Source organism: Myxococcus xanthus, from assembly GCF_013116825.1.
Lineage (GTDB): Bacteria > Myxococcota > Myxococcia > Myxococcales > Myxococcaceae > Myxococcus > Myxococcus xanthus_B.
The window spans coordinates 15,222-36,348 of record NZ_JABFNS010000031.1; the positions used below are offsets into that span (position 1 = coordinate 15,222).

Consider the following 21,127-nt stretch of genomic DNA (forward strand, 5'->3'; position numbering starts at 1 on the left):
CCCGGCCTGCGCGTGCTGCACCCCGACGACGTGCGCGCCGTGGCGGACCTCATCCTGGCCCACCTGCGCCCGAGCCGCCCCGCCCCCCGGCCCCCCGTGGATGCCCGCGGCGTCACGCGCCGCTTCGTCCAGCGGTGGAACGGCGCCACGCTGCTCCCAGCCCAGGAGGACGACATCGCGGTGGAGGAGCCTCTGGAGATTCGCGTCAGCGGAGACTCGGTGGCCACCACCATGCGCACGCCAGGACATGACCGCGAGCTGGCCACCGGCTTCCTCTTCGCCGAGGGCATCCTCCAGAGCGTGGACGACCTGGGCGGGCTGGCACACTGCGGACGGCCAGGCGAGGAGGGCTTCGGCAACGTCATCGAAGTCACCCCCGCCCCCGGCGCCTTCATCGACGTGGAGCGCGTGAGCACCGCCCGCCGGGGCACCCTCACCACCTCCGCCTGCGGCGTGTGCGGCCGGCGCAGCGTGGATGACCTGCTCGCCGTGTGCCCGCCCCTGCCGCCCGGCCCTGTGCTCCACCCCGACGCCGTGGCCCGCGCCACCGAGCGCCTGCGCGACGTGCAGCGCAACTTCGCCCGCACCGGAGGCGTCCACGCCGCCGCCGTGCTCGACGCCGACGGCCACCTCCTGGCCGCCCATGAGGACGTGGGCCGCCACAACGCCGTGGACAAGGTGGTAGGGACGCTGGTGCTGGCCGGCACCGTGCGGGGCCCCCGGGCCCCCCGCCGCCCGCTGACGCGTCAACCCGCGGTGCTCGCCGTCAGTGGACGCGTCAGCTTTGAGATCATCCAGAAGGCCGCCATGGCCCGGATTCCCATCGTCGCGGGCGTCTCCGCCGCCAGCTCCCTCGCAGTGGACCTGGCCCTGCGTTCTGGCATGACGCTGGCCGCGTTCGTCCGGAACGAGCGCTTCAACGTCTACACCGGGTTCGAGCGCCTGCTGCGGGAGTAACCTCTTGAAACTCCTGGCAGCCGTCCAGGGACCACCCGGCGACTGGCATCCTCCGTGCCTTCGCGGCAGAGCGGCACCGTAAATGCAAAGAAACCGTGACGAAGGAAACGCGGCCAGCCGCGATGAATCACAATGTGTTGGTGATGCTCGGTGAACTCGAACCTGGGTAGGGCGGTCGCAAGATTTCACATGCGGTCACGTCTTAGTGACGCGGCAGGGGTTGCACCGCGCCGCAATATCGGGCAAAACTGGTTTCCTTCCGACTTGAACATTTCTAGCCTCAACGGCGACCTCTGCTTCGACTGGACGAAAGTGAGCAGAGGGGGGTGGACACGATGAGCGGCGCAACGGCAAGTGCGGCGGTGGTCGGTGCTCCTGGGTCGGCCAACGCTCAGGGACAAGCAATTGAAGAGGTGCAGGGGCCGCCCAAGCTGGCCCCGGGGTCCGCGGCGAAGCTGAACCTCACGGTGGACCTCGTGCTGCTGTCGTCGGTGCTGGTGGGCTCGGCGTGGCTGAGCGGCCAGCTGTCGGCGGAGTCCGGTTGGAAGGTGTCTGGGCTGGTGCTCGCGGCGTGGGTGGTGTGGATCGTGACGGGCACCGCGCTGTGCCTGTACGACTCGCGCTTCGCCGAGCGCAGCAAGCTGGACCACGTGGCGCTGGTGTCGGTGACGACGCTGGCGGTGGTGACGGTGCTGACGCTGGGCAGCGTGGCGATGCCGGCGGTGGTGACGTCGCCGGTGGTGGGCCCGCTGCTGTTCATCTTCTGGCCGGTGACGCTGCTCCTGCGCCTGTTCGTCTTCCGCCCGGTGGCCTCGCAGGAGCGCCCCATGGACGCGGTGCTCATCGTGGGCACGGGCGCCATGGGCCGCTACACCGGCGAGGACCTGGCCAACCGAGGCCGCCGGCAGATTCTGGGCTACGTGCGCTTCCACGACGACAACGGCTCCGTGGGAGAGCTGCCCGGCCCGGTCATGGGTTCGGTGGAGGACCTGGAGCACATCCTCCGCAACACCGCGGTGGATGAGGTGTACATCGCCGGCAACACGCTGAAGCAGGGCGAGTCCATGCAGGCGGCCATCAAGCTGGCCGAGCGCTTCGGCGTGCCCTTCGCGCTGCCCGCGCACAGCTTCCGCCTGGACCGCGCCCGCCCGGTGGAGCGCCGCGCGGTGGCGGACGGCTTCCTGCACTTCGCGGCGGTGAGCCCCAAGCCGCACCAGATGGCGATGAAGCGCCTGTTCGACATCTGCGTGTCCGCGGCGGCGCTGTGGGCGCTGCTGCCGCTGTTGGGCATGGTGGCGCTGGCGGTGAAGTTCACCTCCAAGGGCCCCATCTTCTTCAAGCAGCTGCGCGTGGGGCAGAACGGCAAGCCCTTCTACATGCTGAAGTTCCGCTCCATGGTGGTGAACGCCGAGGAGCTGAAGGAGAAGCTGGCCGCGCTCAACGAGCAGACGGGCCCCGTCTTCAAGATGAAGCACGACCCGCGCATCACCGGCATCGGCCGCTTCATCCGCAAGTTCTCCATTGATGAGCTGCCCCAGTTCATCAACGTGCTGCGCGGGGAGATGAGCATCGTCGGGCCGCGCCCGCCGGTGCCCACCGAGGTGGCCAAGTACGAGACGTGGCAGCGCCGCCGCCTGTCGGTGCGCCCTGGACTCACCTGCATCTGGCAGGTGTCAGGACGGAACCAGATCTCCTTCGAGGAGTGGATGTACCTGGACATGCAGTACATCGACCACTGGAGCCTGACGAGCGACCTGCGCCTGCTGCTGCAGACGGTGCCGGTGGTGCTCACGGGCCGCGGCGCCAGCTAGCAAGCCTTCAGGCAACCCAACCTTTGCGGGGGCGGCATTGACGTGCCGCCCCCGCTCGTTTTCTATGCACCCGGGCAGTCCTGGCCGGCGCCGGGTCCGCACGCTCCCACCGTGAACAGTCCCAGCCATTCCATTTCGCAGGACGCGGGCGAGCGCGAGCGCTCGCATGAGGCGATGGGCGCGGTGCGCAACGGGCTCCAGCTCGGTGGCTCGCTGCTGGCCACGTACGCCATCGCCATGGGCGTGCGCTTCCTGCTGCCGGCCCACCTGGGACCGGAGAGCTTCGGGCGCTTCAACTACGCCGACAGCTTCTCCGCCGTCTTCTTCATCGCCACCCACCTGGGCCTGGAGATGTACATCCGCAAGGAGGTGTCGCGCCGGCCCGAGCACGCCAGCGACTTCTTCGGCAGCACGCTGCTGCTGCGGCTGGGCCTCACCGCGGTGCTGATGGGCGCCATGGCGCTGGTGATGGCCCACTTCGACGAGCCGCCCGAGGTGCGCCAGCTCGTCTACGTCTTCGCGTTGGCCCAGTCGCTCATCATCATCAACGCCTCCGTGGCCGCGCTGCTGCACGCCAAGGGCAAGGTGGCGGGGCTGTCCGTCTCCAACATCGTCACCAAGCTGGTGTGGGGCGGCGGCCTGCTGGCCGTCGCCGTGGCGGGCCTGCCGCTGCCGTGGCTGGCGGCGCCGCTGGTGGCGTCGGAAGCCGTGAAGCTCGCCGTGGGCTGGTACCTAGCCCGCGAGCACATGGGGCTCACCTTCAAGGTGGACGTGCCGGCCACGCTGAAGGTGCTCAAGGCCAGCCTGCCCTTCTTCATCACCGGCGCGGCGCTGGCGGCCAACGGGCGCCTGGACGTGATGATTCTGGGCATGGTCTCCAGCCACGAAGAGGTGGGCTGGTACGGCGCGGCGTGGAACATCGCGGGCCTCACCTTCTTCCTCAACCCGGTGTTCGGCTGGGTGCTGATGCCGCTGGCGTCCCGCGCGGCCGAGCGCTCCGAGGCGGAGCTGACGAACCTGACGCGCCGCTCGCTGGAGGGCACGCTGGCCGTCACCGTGCCCATGATGATGCTCATCGTCCTGGGCGCGCCGCTGTGGGTGGGGCTGATGGGCGGCGCGTTCTCCGAATCCGCCATGCCGCTGCGGCTGATGTCGCCGCTGTTCGTGCTGGCCTTCGTGACGATGAACGCCGGCCTGTGGCTGACCATGACGAACCGCGAGTGGTGGGTGACCATCACCAGCGTCATTGGCAGCGTGGTGCTGATCCCCCTCCTCAACCTGCTGCTGATTCCGCTGATGCTCTCGGCGCTGGGCAACGGCGGCGGCGCGGCGGGCACGGCGCTGTCCATGCTGCTCATGGAAATCTGCGTCACCATCAGCCTGCTGGGGCGCATGGGCAAGGCGGCCTTCGACGCGCGCCTGGTGTCCATGATGGCCAAGACGGCCGTCATCTGCGCGGCCATCGCCGTGCTGGACCAGACGCTGCTGGCCTCCCTGAACCCGTGGGTGCGCATCACCGTGGAGGCCGTGCTGTACATCGTCGCGGTGCTGGCCACCGGCGCGGTGCGCCCCGGCGAAGTGCTCCAGGTGGTGCGCATCGCCCGCCGCCGTGGAAACCCCGCGCCCGAGGCCGCGCCCACCCCGTGAGGAGAGTTCCGCCGCTCATGCCGTCCACGCACCGCCAGCCGCCCTCCGCCCCGCGCCGTCCCTGGCGCTCGTTCGCCGCCTGCGCCGCGCTGCTGCTGCTGGCGCCCGCCTGCCGGGGCCTGGGCAAGTACACCTGGGTGGATGACTACCAGGAGAAGCCGCCCCCGGTGGACTCGGCGTATCGCATCGCCGCGGGCGACCTGCTCAACATCCGCGTGTGGAACCAGGAGTCGCTCACCACGCAGGCCCGCGTGCGCGAGGACGGCCGCATCAGCCTGCTCTTCCTGGACGACGTGGAGGCCGCCGGCCACACGCCGGCCCTGCTGTCGCAGCAAATCCAGACGCGGCTGAAGGACTACATCAACCACCCCGTCGTCACGGTCGCGCTGGAGATGGCGCGCCCCATCAAGGTGACCATGGTGGGCGAGGTCAACCGCATCGGTCCGCTGGAAATCGACCCGGGCGCCAGCCTGCTGCAGGCCCTGGCCGGCGCGGGCGGCTTCACCGAGTACGCCCACAAGGACCGCATCTTCGTCATGCGCCAGGAAGAGGGCGCCGCGCCCGAGCGCATCCGCTTCCGTTACGACGACCTCATCCACGCCGAGGGGCGCGCGCCCACCTTCCGCCTGCGCCCCGGTGACGTGGTGGTGGTGGAATAACCCGTGCTGGGGACGGTCCTCACCGTCGCGTTGCTGGAGGTGACCTCCGCCTCCGTCAGCTACGCCACGGCCGCGCGCGTCGACTCGCGCCTGCGCTCCAACGAGGACCCCGCCCCCGAGGCCCCCCGTGTCGCCGGTGACACCGACGTCACCCCGCTCCTGGGCCTGGAGATTCGCGAGGGCAACACCGCGCTCCAGGTGGAGTACGCCCCGCGCATCAGCCTGCGCGAGGTCACCGCCCGCGCGCGCACCGAAATCCAGCACATGGGCCGCCTGGCCGGCCTGTGGCGCCCCGAGCGCGGCCTGTCCCTGCGCCTGTCGGAGGAGCTGGTGCTGGGCAGCGTCAACCTCCTCACCACGGACCTGGGCTCCCTGCCCGGCGGAACACCGGGCGCGGACCCCGACGGGCCGCTGCGGCCGCCCGGAAGCGGCGGGCCCCTGCAGCCCCTGCCCCAGGCGGACACCGTCTACTTCCTCTCCTCCGCGACGACGCTGACGGCGGACACCGGCTGGCTGGGGCGGCGGTGGAACCTCACCGGCTCCGGCGGCTTCTCCATCAGCGGCGGCCTGGACGGGCCCGCCCGCGAAGCGGTGCCCATGCAGTATGGCCCGCGCGCGGACGTGTCCCTCAGCCACGCGCTGTCACCCCTGAGCGCCATCACCACCTCCGTGGCGTTCAACCACGCGCGCTTCTCCACCGGGGCGAACAACACCATCGTCACGCTGCGGGAGGCCTGGGGGCACCGGGTGGACCGGCGCACCTCCCTGGAGGCCGGAGCGGGCGTGAGCGTGGTGCACGCCATCCCCGTGCCCCCCGGCGAAGGCGAGCCCGAGCCCGGCCCGCTGGACGCGCCCCGGACGGAGCTGCTCCCCAACCTGAATGTCGGGGTGAGCCACCGGGTTCCCTCGCGCACCGCGGACTTCAACGGCCGGGCGGACCTGCGGCTCGTCCCCTTCACGGACCGGCTCACGGCGCGCGTCTACCCTCGGGCGGACCTGACGCTGACGGGGACGTGGGCCCTGGGGCCCCGCGTGCGCGTGTCCGCCATGGGCGGCGGCGCCGCGGCCGTGGGCGGAAGTAGTGGGGACAGCATCCTTTCCGGAGGCTTCACTGGTTCCTGGATTCTCACACGGTGGGTGTCCGTGGATACCGACCTCCGCGGGACGTGGAGCCGCTCGCCCGAACTCCCGGCGGCCCGGCTGACGTGGGCCGCGACGCTGGGCCTGTCCGTGCGGCAAACTGGTATTCTCTAAGGGCTGGCGCCATGGCGAAGCTCATCTTGATGTCCGTCCTCATCCTCACCATCGCCCTGCCAGCCAAGGCGGCGAGGGATCCGCATCCCATGCGGGGGCTGAAGAAGGCCATCCTCTGGTTCGTCCTCTTCAACGCGGCATACACGTATGGCGTCCTCGTCTGGGTGCCACGGCTCGGGTTCGGCTGAGCGAGTTTCAGAAAGGTTGACGACGGATGGAGTCCGACCTGCACACGGTCCTCTTGGTGGAGGACGCCCCCTTCTTCCGGAAGATGCTGGGCGACTACCTGCGGGACATGGGGTTCAAGGAGGTCGTGGAGCTGCCCAGTGGCCGCGCCGCGCTCAAGCACCTGGAGACGGCCGCGCGTCCCGACCTCGTGTGTCTGGACCTGACGCTGCCGGACATCTCCGGCTATGACCTCTGCGAGCACATCCGCCGCTCGGCGACGATGGCGGACGTGCCCGTGCTGGTGGTGAGCGCCCGGGACTTGCCGGAGGACAAGGCGCACGCCGAGGAGGCCGGCGCCAACGGCTACCTGGGCAAGCCCTTCACCCAGGAGGAGTTCACCCGGCGGGTGCAGTCGCTCCTCAAGAGCACCGGGGCCAGGAGGGCGCCGTGACGGTCCCCGCGCCCGGGGCTCCCGGGCCGCGCCCCCAGCTGGTGCCGCCGCGGCCCGCGTTCACTCCGGAGCTCCCGGAGACGAACGCGCCCGCGGACCTCATCGACTGGGGCTTCGCCATCGACGCGGTCTTCTTCTTGAAGAACGCGGTGCTGCGGCACTGGTTCCTCGCCCTGGTGGTGATGGGCGCGGTGTCCGCCATGGCGGTGGGCGTCAGCAAAATCATGCCGCGCAAGTACCGCGTGGAGACGCGGATGCTGACGCAGCGCAACTTCATCATCTCCTCGCTGGCCAACCCCGGGCGCTCCATCCCGGTGGACGCGGACCAGCCCACGCGCGCCGCGTGGGAGATGGTGATGAAGCACGACAACCTCAGGTCCATCGTCGCGCAGGCGAAGCTGGTGGAGTACTGGGAGCTGCAGCGCTCGCCGCTGAGCCGGCTGAAGGAGAAGGTGCTGCGCAAGCCGCCGGTGGCCATGTCGGACGACGACAAGCGCGACGCGCTCACCGCCATGCTGGAGCAGGCGATGATTGTCGGCGTGGAGGGCGGCACGGGCACCGTCTCCATCGGCGTGGAGTGGACCGACCCGCAGCTGGCGCTCAACATCGTGCAAGCCGCGCAGCAGAACTTCCTCGACATGCGCCAGGCGGCGGAGATGGGCGCGGTGCAGGAGGCCATCACCATCCTGGAGAAGCAGGTGGTGGAGGAGGCCGCGGGCATCCAGCAGGCCATTGGCCAGCTCAACGCGGCGGTGAAGCGCGTGGAGGCCCGGCAGAAGAAGGAGGAGGAGAAGAAGGGGCGGCGGGGCGGCGCCGCGGCCGCGGCCAACGCCGCGCTGGGCATCAACACCGACCACCTGCTGGCGCAGATGCGCTTCATGATTCAGACGAAGCGCCGGGCCATTGGCGACGTGGAGGACTTCCGCTCGCGGCGGCTGACGGAGCTGCGCAACCAGCTGTCCGAGCAGCGCGTCATCTATTCGCCGCAGCACCCCATCATCACCGACCTGGAGCAGCGCATCTCCTCGCTCCAGGAGGATTCGCCGCAGTTGATTGCGCTGCGCTCGGAGATGACGGAGCTCATCAACGAGTACGTGCGCAACGGCGGTGACCCGGGTGAGCTGGAGTCCGGGCTGGCGACGGCGGCCCTGGGCGGCGCGACGTTCGGCGGGCCGGCCACGTCGGATGACCCGGAGGTGTCGGTGGCGGCGGACCGGGTGCGCATGCTGGTGATGCGGCACCAGGAGAAGATGCGGCGGTTGGACCAGGCGCGCACGGAGCTGGAGATTTCCCGCGCGTCCATGAAGCACCGCTTCAGCGTGCTGTCGCCGCCCACCTTCCCGGAGCGGCCGTCCAAGCCGAAGGTGAAGCTCATCGTCGCCGCGGGCGTGGTGGGCGGAATCGGCATGGGCATCTTCGCGGCGCTGGCGCTGGACATCATCCGCCGGCGCATTCTGGAGAAGTGGCAGGTCGAGCGGATTCTGAAGCTACCCGTGCTGGCGGAGCTGGAGCGGCGCTGAACAGCGCGCTCGGGGGTGCATGTCGTGACATCGTGGACGTGGCTGGACGTGGCGCTGTGCGTGGCGCAGCTTCCCGTGGCGGTGGCGTGTGGCTATCTGCTGACCCTGACGCTGCGCTCCTATCGGCCCCAGCCGCCGGCGACGCGCATCGGGCCGCGGAAGTTCGACATCATCATCCCCGCGCACAACGAGGAGCTGGGCATCGCCCGGACGGTGAAGAACCTGTCCGAGGTGGACTACCCGGCGCACCTGCGGCGCATCATCGTGGTGGCGGACAACTGCTCCGACGCGACGGCGCAGAAGGCGCGTGAGGCGGGCGCCTTCGTCCTGGAGCGGCAGGACACGACGAAGCGGGGCAAGGGCTACGCGCTGGCCCACGCCTTCGAGTTCAGCCAGCAGGACGGATTCGCCGAGGCGGTGGTGGTGGTGGACGCGGACACGGTGGTGTCGCCCAACCTGCTGACCGCCTTCGCAAAGCGCATCGAGGGTGTCGAGGGCAAGGAGGCCGATGGCGTGAAGGGCGGGCTCGAAGTCGCGCACGCCATGCAGGCGCACTACGGGGTGATGAACCCCACGGCGTCCTGGCGCACGCGGCTGATGACCATTGCCCTGGGCATGTTCCACAAGGTGCGCTCACAGGGCCGCGAGGCCCTGGGCGTGTCGTGCGGCCTGCGCGGCAACGGCATGTGCTTCACGCACCACGCGCTGGCCAAGGTGCCGCATGACGCCTTCAGCGTGGTGGAGGACCTGGAGTACGGCATCCGCCTGGCCCAGAACGGCTTCCGCGTGCACTACGTCTGGGAGGCGGAGGTGCTGGGGGAGATGGTGTCTGGCGAGAAGCAGAGCCGCTCGCAGCGTCAGCGCTGGGAGGGTGGCCGCGCGCAGATGCGGAAGCTTCACGGGTGGCCGCTGCTGAAGGAAGGCCTGCGGAAGAAGGACGGCACGCTGTTGGACCTGGCCATGGACGTGCTGGTGCCGCCGCTGAGCCAGCTGGTGCTGGCGGCGGTGGCTTGCGCGGTGATGGCCGGGGCGTTCGCCTGGTGGTCCCACAACCCGATGCCGTGGGCGCTGGGCGTGGCGGGCTTCAGCGTGGCCAGCCTGGGGGCGTATGTCCTGCGCGGCTGGTGGGTGTCTGGCGTGGGCGTTCGCGGTCTGCTGGACCTGGCCTGGGCGCCTGTCTACGTGGTGTGGAAGGTGTGGCTCATGCTGCGCGGCCCCGGCGCGGAGAAGCGCGGCGAGTGGGTGCGCACCTCGCGTGAGGGTGAGAACCGGTAGCGGGCGGCGTGCACGAAACTCAAGTTGGACTTGAGTTTTGTGCAGTCGAGCGTGGCGACTTGCACGAAACTCAAATTGGACTTTAGTTTCGTGCGTGGGAACGGCACGACGCGGGCAGCCAGATTGGGACCGGCTCTTCGACATCGTCGCGGGGCAATCGGGCCTGTTCACGGCGCAGCAGGCACTGGAGGCGGGGTATTCACCGCAGGTGCTCGCCCACCACGTGGGGGCCGGGAGATTCCACCGTGTGCGCCGTGGCATCTACCGGCTGGTGCATTTTCCGGCCAGTGAGCACGAGGACCTCGTCGCCGTCTGGCTCTGGTCCGAGCAGCAAGGTGTCTTCTCCCACCAGACCGCGCTGGCGCTTCATGGCCTGTCGGACGTCCTGCCCTCACGGGTGCACCTGTCGCTGCCGGCCGCGTGGAGACAACGCCGGTTCCGCGCCCCCGCGGGCACCGTGCTCCACCATGCCGACGTTGGCGAAACGGAGCGCGTCTGGTTCGGTCCCATCCCAGGGACTTCGCCGCGCAGAACGCTGCTGGACTGCGCAGCGGCGCAGGTCTCACCCGACCTGCTGAATCAGGCCATCGCGCAGGCCCTGTCACGCGGGCTCATTCTCACGTCAGACCTGGCGGGTATTCAGAGTGCGGCCCAACGTCCCTAGGACGCCTCCGCATGCCCCCTCGCAGGTACACGAACGCCGCGGGCTTCAAGCACGCGCTCGAACAGCGCCGCCGCGCAGCGACGCCCTCTGGATTGGCCTTCGCGCGACGGCGACAACTCCTCGTCTTCGACCGGTTCCTCGCACGGGTGGTCCGCGTCTTCGAGGACTCCGTCACCTTGAAGGGAGGACTGGTTCTTGAACTCCGGCTGAACCGGGCGCGGACAACACGGGACGTGGACCTCCGATTCGTCGGGCCACCACTCGACGTGCTTCAGCGGCTCGAACACGCCAGTCAGCTCGACCTGGGGGACTTCATGCGCTTCCAGGTCCGCGCGGATTCAGCGCACCCCGAAATCCAGAACGACGGGATGAAGTATGACGGGCTGCGTTTTCGAGCGGAGTGTGACCTCGCTGGCCGCATCTATGGCGCGCCCTTTGGCGTCGACGTCGCGTTTGGAGATCCCATCACCGGAGAACCAGATGTCGTCGTGACCGATGACGTGTTGGGCTTCGCTGGCATCACACCGCCAACGCTGCGGCTCTATCCCGTCGAGACGCACCTGGCGGAGAAGCTTCACGCGTATACGTTGCCGCGCGCCCGGCCCAACACGCGCATCAAGGACCTTCCGGACATTGCGCTGCTCGCCATGGCTCGGGAGATCGATTCGACGCGCCTGCGAGCAGCCCTTGAGCAGACATTTGCGTTCCGCGGAACGCACCCGCTCCCGTACTTCGTTCCCGAGCCCCCGGCGCAGTGGCAGCAGCCCTACGCCAAGATGGCACGTGAGGACGCCCTTCCCTGGCCGACGTTGGACGCGCTCACCTTGGCGGTGCGGGCATTTCTCGGCCCGGTGCTCGTGGACTCGCAGGCGGGCATGTGGGTTCCAGAAAGGTGGACCTGGAATGTGCAGCCCTGAGGTGCGAGTGCGGCCAGAGCGACGGCTCGGAACACATCGCCCGATGATGGAACCGTGATGAAGAGGCGAGGCGCTCATGAAGCGGAACCTGTCAACGCGAGTGAGACAGTGAGTTCGAGAGATTACTGCGCAGCTTTCAGTGAGGCGGAAAGCCGCGCGGGGTCGTTTATCCAGACGGAGGTAGCCGGGGCCTTCGGCACGGGAGCACCGCGAAGGAAGCGCTCAGGGTGAGCGGCGTAGGCAGCGGCGAGCACCGCAGCGCGTGCTACGAGTGCCTGCGCCGCTGCGAGGCCCAAGAAGAGCGGCCCGTGTCGATGTGCAAGCCCGGAAGAAAGACGCGGAGGAAGTAATGGACGACAGCCCCGACTGGGACCCGGTGCGCGCCCTCGCACATGGCGTGTTGAACCAAGGCATCCCGCTGGAGTTGACGGATGACGTGCGGAGCTTGCTTCGGCGCACTGCGCGAGAAGTCGCCATCAGCGACGCGGACACCGCGCTACAGACCGAGGCAGGCGCAACAGAACTTCTGCGAGAAGCCATGCACCGAATCAAGGATGGCTCCTGGCGCCTGATGCGTGCGCTTCACCGCATGTACCAGCACAAGCGCGCGGGTGACTTCGACAGCGCCCGCCAAGAAATGCGGGAGGTGCTCGCCGAAGAAGTGGTGCCCTTCTACCGCGACGTTGCAGCCGGGCAGCTCGAAGACCTCGACGACGAGTCGTAACGGCGACGGGAGCGAGACTGACGCCGCGCCCCCGTCGTGCTCAGGAGCCACCGTCAAGGCCGCGCACAACGTCAGCGATGGGAGGACGGGCGCAGTTGCGCAGGCTGTCTTGCATGAGACTCGAGTTGGACTTTAGTTTCGTGCGTGGGAACGGCGCGGCGCGGGCAGCCGATGCGGCTTGGGAGGAGGCAACGCGGATGGCCGTGCTCGCCAAGGGACGACGCAAGCTCCACCGGGAAAGCCGCCTCTTCATCTGGTGGGTGGACGCAGAGGATGGAGCGGAAAAAGTCCTGCACGTCATCGCGGACGACAAGCGGTTCCACGTCCTGTATCCGCTGGAGCAACCCGCCGAGGAGGGCTTCCTGGCCATCCTCGGCCGGGAGTTTCCGGGACTCCCAGACGCAGGCGGCTGCTGGATTCGAGTGCGAGTCCCCGCCTGGGACTCCACCGCCGTGGGCCCCGGCTTCGTTCGCTGCCTCATCGACTGGGCGCTGACGCCGGACAAGCCGCTCCTTCGGGTGGATTGGCGCGGCAAGCCCAATGAAGGCGGCGATACCCCTTCCCATTGACCTGCCGGACATCAACGCGGCGATGACCTCGACATCGTGATGCGTGGATGGAGCTCGGGCCTGCGCCTCCAACGGCTCGGGCTCAACACGGAGGCCACGGAAATTCTCGACGTGGCGACTGCCTGGTCAGCCCACCCGGCCCCGTTTTAGCCCCGGCATCCTGGCGCGCGATTGATGCTGAAACCGTGATGAAGAGGCGAGGCGCTCATGACGTTCGCTACGAGCGCTCTCTGGAAGATGGCCACCTCTTGTTCCTCCGAGGTGGCCCACGATGCATTCCGTCGCTCGCAGTGTGCTGTGCGTCTTCCTGCTGCTGTTCGCACTTCCCGCGCTGGCTCAGTCCGATGCCGGCACGAATCCAAACACCAGCACCCTCATTGGGACGGTCCTCAACACGCATCAACGCCGTCCCATTGCCAATGTCATCGTGACCGCGAGTTCGCCCAACCTGCAGGGGGAATTGACGACCTCGACAGATGCCCAGGGCAGCTACCGAATCCCTCAACTCCCACCGGGCGACTACACGCTGACGTTCGAGAAGGAAGGGTTCAAGCCCTACAGACGCTCGGCCATCCAACTGCGCCTCAACCGGACCACCCGGGTCGACGTGGAACTCCTCGCCGCTGCATCGGAGGAGCCGGTACATGTCATCGGAACCCCTCCGACCATCGACGTGGGCTCCACGACCATGGGCGTGAACATCGACCAGGAGTTCATCAAGCGCATCGCCGTCGCCCGTCCGGGAGGCAAGGGCGGCGCTACCCGCTCCTACGAAAGCCTGGCAGAGCGCCCCACCAGCGCCCACCCAGGCGTCGCCATCAACGGCCCACCGTCCTCCATCCTGCCCTCGCAGTCCCTGAGCCGTCCGGCGCCCCCGATGCCTCCGAGCGCGCCCCGGTTCGCCCGCAGAGATGCCGAGCCTCCCGCGTCCGTCTCTCCCTTCCACATGTACTTCCAGGGGTACGGCGTCAATCCCACCATCAACACGGAGGAGGAGCGCTTCTCCACCTTCTCCGTCGACACGGATTCCGCGTCGTACACGCTGACGCGGGCCTACCTGGAGCGCGGCGACCTTCCCAACGAACAGGCCGTCCGCGTGGAGGAGTTCGTCAACACCTTCGACTACGGCTACGCGCACCAGGGCAGCGCGCCCTTCAGCGTCCAGGTGGAAGGCTTCCCGTCTCCCGTTCGCAAGGGCTACCACGTGGTCCACGTCGGCGTGAAAGCGCGAGAGGTCAGCCGCCCGCAGCGCAAGCCGAGCCACCTCGTCTTCGTCATCGACGTGTCCGGCTCCATGAACCTGGAGAACCGGCTGGGCCTGGTGAAGCGCGCACTGCACCTGCTCGTGAACGAGCTGGATGAGCGCGACCAGGTCTCCATCGTCGTGTACGGCTCCACCGCGCGCCTGGTAATGGAGCCCACCAGCGCCGTGCACGCACACATCATCCGCGCCGCCATCGACAGCCTGCACACCGAAGGCTCCACCAACGCCCAGGCGGGCCTGGAGATGGGCTATTCGCTCGCGGCCTCCCACCTCGTGGAGGGCGGCATCAACCGCGTCATCCTCTGCTCGGACGGCGTGGCCAACACCGGGCTCACGGATGCCAACAGCATCTGGGAGCGCATCCGTTCGCGCGCGGCGAAGGGCATCACCCTGTCCACCGTCGGCTTCGGCATGGGCAACTACAACGACGTGTTGATGGAGCGCCTGTCCCAGGTGGGTGAGGGCAACTACGCCTACGTGGACCGGATTGAAGAGGCGCACCGCATCTTCGTGCGCAACCTCACCGGCACGCTCCAGGTGGTGGCCAAGGACGTGAAGCTCCAGATGGAGTTCAACCCGAAGGCCGTGTCCCACTACCGCCTGCTCGGCTACGAGAACCGCATGCTCACCAAGGAGCAGTTCGCCGATGACCGCGTGGACGCGGGTGAAATCGGCGCGGGCCACGCCGTCACCGCGCTCTACGAGGTGAAGCTCACCGAGCCCTCCGCGTCCTTCGGCACGCTGCGCATCCGCTACAAGGCGCCGGAGGGTGGGGACTCGAAGCTCATCGAGAAGCCGCTGCCGTCGAGCGTCCTCCGTCCCGCCTACGGCCGCGCCACACCGCCCACGCGGCTGTCCTATGTGGCCGCCGCCTTCGCCGAGAAGCTGCGCGGTTCCTACTGGGTGCGCCCGCTGACCTATGACGCCCTGCTCTCCCTCTGGGAGGAAGTCGGCCAGCCGCTGAAGGCCCGCGAGGACGTGGCGGAGCTGGGCGCCCTCATCCAGAAGGCCCGCGCCCTGGACCACCGCGAAGACCGCTTCGAGGCCTTCGCGCCCGTGAGCACCATGGACTTCGACCGCGTGCCCACCCTGCCCTGAGCCCCGCGCCCGCGCCTGGCGTGATGCCCCGCCATGCCGGGGCACTTCCGCCAGGCGCGAGCGCAAGCTCCCGTCAGGGCGCCGTGTCCAGCCCCGCCGCGAAGAGCACCGAGGCCTCAGCGAGCTTCACCGTCTCCTGCTGCTTCAGGTGAAGCACACGCATGTCCTTGAGCGAGCGGAACGCGTCCAGCAACTCCAGGATGCCTCCGCGCCCCTCGCGGTAGGCGTCCTCGGCCATCCGGCGCACCGTGGGCAGCCGCTCCACCACGTCGTGCTCCAGCCGCTCCAACGCGCCCTTGCGGCCCTCCAGGACGGCGTGAGCCCGGGACAGCTCCGCGCGGGCCTCGGCCAGCTCCGCTTCCAATGCGCGGGCCTCGGCCTGCATCTCCGCGGACGCGCGGGCGACGGCGCCCTGGTTCCGGTCGAAGAGCGGCAATGGCAGTCCCACGCCCACCAGGGCGATGGTGCTCTGCTCGTTCCGGGTGAACATGACACCCGCCGCCACGGACGGCACCGGCAGCCGCTCCCGGCGGGCCACGTCCAGACCGCCGCGCGCCACGGCCTGCCGCGCGCGCGCCGCCACCAGTGACGGACGGCGCTGCTGAGCGGACTCCCACAGGAGTGGCAGGTCCGGCAGGGACTCGGTGGTCCGCAGCGAGCCCTGCGCCTTCGGGTGCCACCCTTCCATGCCGAGCAAAGCGGCCAGCCGTCCGGAGGCGTCGGCCACGTTGACGCGAGCGTTCAACACCTCCACCTCCAGCGCGCGGCTCTCCACCTCGATGCGCTCCACGTCATACCGGCTGGAGTCACCCGCCGCCGCCCGGCCCTTCACCACCTTCTCCACGCGCCCCAGGTCCACCGCCGTCTCCTCCAGCACGCGCAGCTCCTCCTGGTTCGCCAGCAGCGCCGCGAAGGCCTCGCGCACGGCCAGCGCTCGCTCCGCCAGTGCGGCTTTCACGCGCGCCTGCTCGGCGGACACGTTGCGCTCCGCCAGCTCACGGCGCACGCCGCGCTGCCCGAAAATCATCAGGGGCTGCTCCAGCGACAGCTCGTGCACCACCGACGAACCGGTGTTCACGCCCGCGGCCAGGAGCTGCGTGCCGTAGCTGAACGATGGGTTGGGCAGGATGCTCGCCTCGACGCGGTCCGCCGCCGCCACGTCAATGCGCGAGCGCTCCGCTACGGCCCACGGGCTGCGCTCGACCAACAGCGACAGCGCCTGCTCCAGCGTGACGTGCTCCGGAGGCGCCACCTCGGTCCGCTTCTGCTCCTGCGTGAGTGAGTCCCGCGGAGCATCGGACCGCGTCTGCGCGAGCAGGAGTCGGGCCGGCGGGGTATCCGACCGGTTCTGCGCCAGCGCGAATCGACCTGGAGGCGGCGTATCGGCCTGCACGGCCCTGGCAGGCCCGCCCATCAACAGACACAGCACACACCATGCGGTGAAGTGCCTCATTCCGTCACCTCCGCCTCGCCCTGAGCACCTTCCGACACCAACGACAGCCATGGAACTTCCTCTGTGCTGAGACCTCGCCTGGCACCACATGGCTCCGTCTCCGGCACCGCCCAGTGGGCGCGCACCGGCATGAAGCGCTTCAAGCCACCGTTCGCTGAACGCACACCACTTCGCAGAACGGGTCCAAGGACGGTGTCGCGCCGCAGAGCATCGATGCTCCAGCGATGCCGGGCCTTTCGGCCCGCCATGCCGCGCCGTGCACCACCAGGAGACCTCCGCACTCTCGTCCCAATGAAGCGCCTCACGCCGCCACCCCCGCGGTGCCCTGCTCCGGGCCGTGCCCCTTGGAACCCAGGTGCCCCACGCCGGAGTCCAGGTCCTCGTCCTCGTCGTCCCGCGAGCCCGTGGAGGCGGCATGCTTCCCCACGATGACGGAGTAGAAGGCCGGCAACGCGAACAGCGACACCAGCACCGCCGTCACCAGTCCGCCAATGATGACCACCGCGAAGGGCCGCTGCGTCTCGCTGCCAGCTCCGCTGGAGAGCGCCGCCGGCATCAACCCCAGCATCGCCAGCAGCGCCGTCATCAACACCGCGCGGAAGCGACTGGCCGCGCCCGCCGGCAGCGCCGTCTCCAACGCCTCACCCGCCTTCCGTCGGTCATCCACCGCGCTCACCACCAGCAACGACGCCAGGCACACCTGCCCCAGCAGCGTGATGAAGCCCACCGCCGCGCTCACCGACAACGGGATGCCCGTGACGGCCAGCGCCAGCACGCCGCCGCACATCGCGAAGGGCGCCCCCGCCAGCACCGCGCTCGCGCTCCGCATGGAGCCCAGCGCCGCGTAGAGCAACGCGAACACCACCAGGAAGGAGATGGGCACGATGACCGCCAGCCGACCCAGCGCGCGCTCCTGGTTCTCGAACTCGCCGCCCCACTTGAGGAACGTGCCCTCCGGCACCGTCACCTCGCGCTCCACGGTGGCCATGGCCTCCTGGATGGTGGAGCCCATGTCGCGCCCCTCCACGTTGAACTTCAGCGCCAGGGTGCGGCTGTTCGCCTCGCGGTTGATGCTCGCGCGGCCCAGCGCCTTCTCCAGCCGCGCCACCTCGCGCAGCGGGACATGGCCTCCGCTGGCCGTGGGCACCAGGATGCCGCCGATGCGCGCCTCGTCGTCACGCTCCGTGCCCGGCAGGATGACGCGCACCGGGACGGGACGCTCCTGCTCCCACAGCTCCGTCACCACCCGGCCACCCAGGGCCGTCTCCACCAGGTCCTGCGCGGTGGACACGTCGATGCCGGCACGCGCCAGCGCGGGACGGTCCAGCACCACCTGGAGCTGCGGCACGCTGGAGTCTCGGTAGAGCCCCAGGTCCACCACGCCTTCCACGTTCTGCAGCGACGTGACGGCCTGCTCCAGCGTGCCGCGCATGGCCGCCAGGTCCGTGCCGAAAATCTTCAGCACCACCTTGCCGCGCACGCCGCTGATGGCCTCCTCCACGCTGTCCTTGATGGGCTGCGAGAAGTTGAAGCTGACGCCCGGAATCTCCAGCAGCGAGGCGCGCATCTCCCGCACCAGCCGCTCCTTGTCCCAGCCCTTGCGCCACGTCTCCTCGGGCGTGAAGCGGACGAACGTCTTGCCCATGTTGACGGCCTCGTTGTCCGTGCCGTCCTCCGGGCGGCCCTGCTCGACGAGCACCTCCTTCACCTCGGGGAAGTCCAGCAGCCTGCGCCGCACCTCCAGGAGGAGGTCCGCGCCCTTGCCCAGGGAGATGCTGGCCGGCATCTCCACGAAGATGTTGATGTCGCCCTCGTCCAGCTCCGGCAGGAACTCACTGCCCACCCGCGAGCCCACCGCGCCGGTGAAGAGCACCAGCGCCACCATGCTCGCGAACACCAGCGGCTTGCGCGGCATCAGCCACGTCACCGCGCGGCCGTAGCCTTCCCGCAGGGTGGTGAGCAGCTTCGGCTCCTTCACCTCCGCGTCCTTCGGCCGCAGCAACAGCGCGCACAGCGCGGGCACCACCGTCAGCGCGAAGACGAGCGCGCCCACCAGCGCGAAGCTGTACGTCAGCGACAGCGGCCGGAAGATGCGGCCCTCCACGCGCTCCAGGGTAAAGACGGGGATGAGCGCGGCGATGATGATGGCCATCGCGAAGAACGTCGGCCGCGCCACGTCCAGCGCCGAGCGCAGGATGAGCCCCAGCATCTCCTTGCGCCGCCGGGGCCGCTGCACCCCCGCCTCGTGCAGCACGTTCTCCACCAGCACCACCGCGCCATCCACCAGGATGCCGAAGTCGATGGCCCCCATGGAGATGAGGTTCGCGGGCAGGCCCACCATCTTCAGGCCGATGAAGGCCGTCAGCAGCGCCAGGGGGATGACGGACGCGACGATGAGCGAGCAGCGCAGGCTGCGCAGGAACAGCCACGCCACCGCCACCACCAGCAGCGCGCCGTGCAGCAGGTTGTGGTGCACCGTGGACAGCGTGTGCCCCACCAGGTCGTTCCGGTCGTAGAAGGGCTCGATGCGCATGCCCTTGGGCAGCACCCGCGAGTTCAGCTCCTCCACCTTGGCGTGCACGCCCTCCAGCACCGTGCTGGGGTTCTCTCCCCGGCGCAGCAGGACGACGCCTTCGGTGACGTCCATGTCCAGGTTGTGGCTCACCGACCCGCGACGCGGCGTGTGCGACGCCACCACCCGCGCCACGTCGCCCACCGTCACCGGCGTGCCGTCCTCGCTCTTGAGGACGATGCTCTGCACGTCCTGCGCGCCGCGCAGGTAGCCGACGCCGCGGATGAGCAGTTCCTGGTCGCCCTGGCGCAGGAAGCCGCCGCCCACGTTGCGGTTGGAGCGCTCCAGCGCCTCGGTGACGTCCGCCAGCGTCAACTCGTGCGCGAGCAGCCGCGACGGGTCCACCTGGACGTGGAACTCCTTGAGGAAGCCGCCCAGGCTGAGCACGTCCGCCACGCCGGGCACCTGGCGCAGGTGCCGCGCGATGTTCCACTCCATCTCCGAGCGCGTCTCGGTGAGGGTGTGCCGGTCGCTCAGCACGCGGAACTGGTAGATTTTGCCCAGCGGCGTGGCCTCGGGCGCCAGCCGCACGTCCGCGCCGTCCGGCGTGTCCGCGTTGGACATGCGCTCCCCGACGATGGTGCGCGCCTTGAACGGGTCCACGCCGTCATCGAAGGTGAGGAAGATGAGCGACAGCCCGAAGAGGCTCTCGCTGCGCATCTGCACCATGCCCGGCGTGCCGTTGAGCACGCGCTCCAGGGGCACCGTCACCTGCCGCTCGATTTCCTCGGGCGCCAGCCCGGGCATCTGCGCGATGACATTCACTTGGAGGTTGGTGACATCCGGAAACGCCTCCACGGGCGTTTCGAGATAGGCCTTCACACCGAAGAGGCCGATGCCCAGCGTCAGCAGCAGGACGGGCAGGCGGCTTCGGACACAGAACGCGATGAGTGCTCGCAGCATGGGTGGGTGTCCTCGCCGCGCCTAGAGGAGCTGGTCTGCCGCGCCATCCAGCAACAGCGCGCCCCGGGTGACGACCGGGTCCCCCGGTGACAGGCCCGCGATGACCTGCACCCGTCCCTCCACCGGCTGCGCCACGACGACGGGCCGCCGCTCGAAGGTGCCCGCGTCCTGCTGCACGTACACCACGGAGTCCTTGCCGTTGCGCAGCAGCACCGCCTCCACCGGCAGCGTCAGGCTGGCGTCCGGCGAGTCGATGCGCACGCGCCCGAACATGCCGGGCCGCAGTCCCTGCTCCTGCGTGTCCAGGGTGATGCGCACCGGCGCCGTCCGCGAGCCGCTCGCCACCACCGCGCCTACCGAGTCCACCTTCCCCTCCAGCGGCGCGTGCACCGACGGCATCGTCACCCGCACCCGCGCGCCCTCACGCACCAGCGGCAGGTCGCGCTCGAACACGTCCGCCATCACCCACAGCGCCGAAGGGTCCCCCACCTCCACCAGCACGTCTCCGCCCGGCTGCACGGCGATGCCCTCCGCCGCGCTCCGGCTCAGCACCGTGCCCGCCATCGGCGCGCGCAGCACCACGGTGGTGCCGCTGCCGGTGCCCACGAAGCCCACGGACGCCTGCGCCCGCGCCAGCTCCGCACGCGCCTCCGCCAGCCGCGTCTCCGCGGACAGGCGCTCACGCTCCGTCGTGACGCCCTGCTCGAACATGCGCGTCTCGCGCTCGAAGGCGGACTGGGCCTCGCGCAGCGCCGCCGTCGCGGTGGCCACCGCCGTGCGCATCGCCGCGGCCTCCGGGCAGTCCAGCGTCACCAGCGCGTCGCCCGGCTTCACCGTGTCGCCCGTGCGCACGTGGACGCTCACCACCCGGCCCGCCAGGGGCGCCACCAGTCGCGACAGCGCCCCATCCCGGAAGGCCACACGCGCGGGGGCCTGGAGCGCCGCGCTGCTGGCGTCCGCCTTCACCGGGGTGACGGTGATGAAGGCCCGGGAGGCCTCGGCGAGCTGCACCACGCCTTCCTTCAGGGGGGCGGGCGCGGCGCGCTCGGCGGAAGCGGAGGAGGTGCCCGCGCCCGAGCAGGCGGCGGAGAAGGCCCAGAGGCCAAGGAGCAGGGTCCTGTTCATGCCCCAGCCCCTGGGCAAGTCCCGGTCCACCGCGTCAGACGTTCAACCCACGAGAATCATTGAGGACGGCGACGCTCAGCGAGCAGGCACTACTGG

17 protein-coding genes are annotated in these 21,127 nt (G+C 69.5%); 14 read left to right on the plus strand and 3 right to left on the minus strand.

Annotation, left to right across the window (positions count from 1 at the left end; all coding sequences use genetic code 11):
- Positions 1-63 precede the first annotated feature (63 nt).
- From fdhD to HNV26_RS11615, 14 genes are all read left to right on the plus strand, one after another.
- Entirely contained in the window at positions 64-957 is an 894-nt protein-coding gene (gene fdhD, locus HNV26_RS39475; RefSeq protein ID WP_436410037.1) for a formate dehydrogenase accessory sulfurtransferase FdhD, read from the plus strand.
- A 326-nt stretch (positions 958-1,283) separates the two neighbouring features.
- Positions 1,284-2,768 (plus strand): exopolysaccharide biosynthesis polyisoprenyl-phosphate hexose-1-phosphate transferase EpsZ, encoded by a 1,485-nt coding sequence (gene epsZ / locus HNV26_RS11555; protein ID WP_171442443.1) that lies wholly within the window; start codon positions 1,284-1,286, stop codon positions 2,766-2,768.
- Positions 2,769-2,879: 111 nt separating this feature from the next.
- Entirely contained in the window at positions 2,880-4,415 is a 1,536-nt protein-coding gene (gene wzx, locus HNV26_RS11560) for an exopolysaccharide biosynthesis flippase (protein WP_171442442.1), read from the plus strand.
- Positions 4,416-4,432: 17 nt separating this feature from the next.
- Entirely contained in the window at positions 4,433-5,074 is a 642-nt protein-coding gene (epsY, locus tag HNV26_RS11565; RefSeq protein ID WP_171442441.1) for an exopolysaccharide export protein EpsY, read from the plus strand.
- Positions 5,075-5,077: 3 nt separating this feature from the next.
- On the plus strand, positions 5,078-6,328 hold the full coding sequence (gene epsX, locus HNV26_RS11570; RefSeq protein WP_171442440.1) for an exopolysaccharide export protein EpsX: 1,251 nt from the start codon (positions 5,078-5,080) through the stop codon (positions 6,326-6,328).
- A gap of 11 nt (positions 6,329-6,339) precedes the next feature.
- Positions 6,340-6,516, plus strand: a complete 177-nt coding sequence (locus tag HNV26_RS11575) for a hypothetical protein (RefSeq protein ID WP_011557330.1) — start codon at positions 6,340-6,342, stop codon at positions 6,514-6,516.
- A gap of 26 nt (positions 6,517-6,542) precedes the next feature.
- Positions 6,543-6,947: an exopolysaccharide biosynthesis response regulator EpsW gene (gene epsW / locus HNV26_RS11580; RefSeq protein ID WP_090491206.1), complete on the plus strand. Its 405-nt coding sequence runs from the start codon at positions 6,543-6,545 to the stop codon at positions 6,945-6,947.
- Positions 6,944-8,467 carry a PCP family exopolysaccharide biosynthesis protein EpsV gene (epsV, locus tag HNV26_RS11585; RefSeq protein WP_171442439.1) on the plus strand — a complete coding sequence of 508 codons (1,524 nt, stop codon included), beginning with the start codon at positions 6,944-6,946 and terminating at the stop codon, positions 8,465-8,467. Before epsW ends, epsV begins: the two co-directional genes overlap by 4 nt.
- A 15-nt stretch (positions 8,468-8,482) precedes the next feature.
- Positions 8,483-9,742, plus strand: a complete 1,260-nt coding sequence (epsU, locus tag HNV26_RS11590) for an exopolysaccharide biosynthesis GT2 family glycosyltransferase EpsU (RefSeq protein ID WP_171442438.1) — start codon at positions 8,483-8,485, stop codon at positions 9,740-9,742.
- A gap of 94 nt (positions 9,743-9,836) precedes the next feature.
- Complete coding sequence (locus HNV26_RS11595) at positions 9,837-10,406, plus strand: type IV toxin-antitoxin system AbiEi family antitoxin domain-containing protein (protein WP_171442437.1); 570 nt, start codon at positions 9,837-9,839, stop codon at positions 10,404-10,406.
- Positions 10,407-10,417: 11 nt separating this feature from the next.
- A complete protein-coding gene (locus tag HNV26_RS11600; protein ID WP_171442436.1) occupies positions 10,418-11,323 on the plus strand; it encodes a nucleotidyl transferase AbiEii/AbiGii toxin family protein in 906 nt (301 codons plus the stop codon).
- Positions 11,324-11,672: 349 nt separating this feature from the next.
- Positions 11,673-12,047 (plus strand): DUSAM domain-containing protein, encoded by a 375-nt coding sequence (locus HNV26_RS11605; protein WP_171442435.1) that lies wholly within the window; start codon positions 11,673-11,675, stop codon positions 12,045-12,047.
- 197 nt (positions 12,048-12,244) lie between these two features.
- On the plus strand, positions 12,245-12,616 hold the full coding sequence (locus HNV26_RS11610) for a hypothetical protein (RefSeq protein WP_171442434.1): 372 nt from the start codon (positions 12,245-12,247) through the stop codon (positions 12,614-12,616).
- Between the two features lie 271 nt (positions 12,617-12,887).
- Entirely contained in the window at positions 12,888-14,978 is a 2,091-nt protein-coding gene (locus tag HNV26_RS11615) for a YfbK domain-containing protein (RefSeq protein ID WP_171442433.1), read from the plus strand.
- A gap of 73 nt (positions 14,979-15,051) precedes the next feature.
- Here the strand turns inward: HNV26_RS11615 and HNV26_RS11620 are convergent, their stop codons facing one another.
- The 3 genes from HNV26_RS11620 to HNV26_RS11630 all read right to left on the minus strand — a co-directional run bounded on the left by HNV26_RS11620 (position 15,052) and on the right by HNV26_RS11630 (position 21,031).
- Entirely contained in the window at positions 15,052-16,431 is a 1,380-nt protein-coding gene (locus HNV26_RS11620; protein WP_171442432.1) for a TolC family protein, read from the minus strand.
- Between the two features lie 301 nt (positions 16,432-16,732).
- Positions 16,733-19,906, minus strand: coding sequence for an efflux RND transporter permease subunit (locus tag HNV26_RS11625; RefSeq protein WP_171442431.1), 3,174 nt, complete (start codon positions 19,904-19,906; stop codon positions 16,733-16,735).
- A 21-nt stretch (positions 19,907-19,927) separates the two neighbouring features.
- Positions 19,928-21,031, minus strand: coding sequence for an efflux RND transporter periplasmic adaptor subunit (locus HNV26_RS11630; protein WP_171442430.1), 1,104 nt, complete (start codon positions 21,029-21,031; stop codon positions 19,928-19,930).
- Between the last annotated feature and the right edge of the window lie 96 nt (positions 21,032-21,127).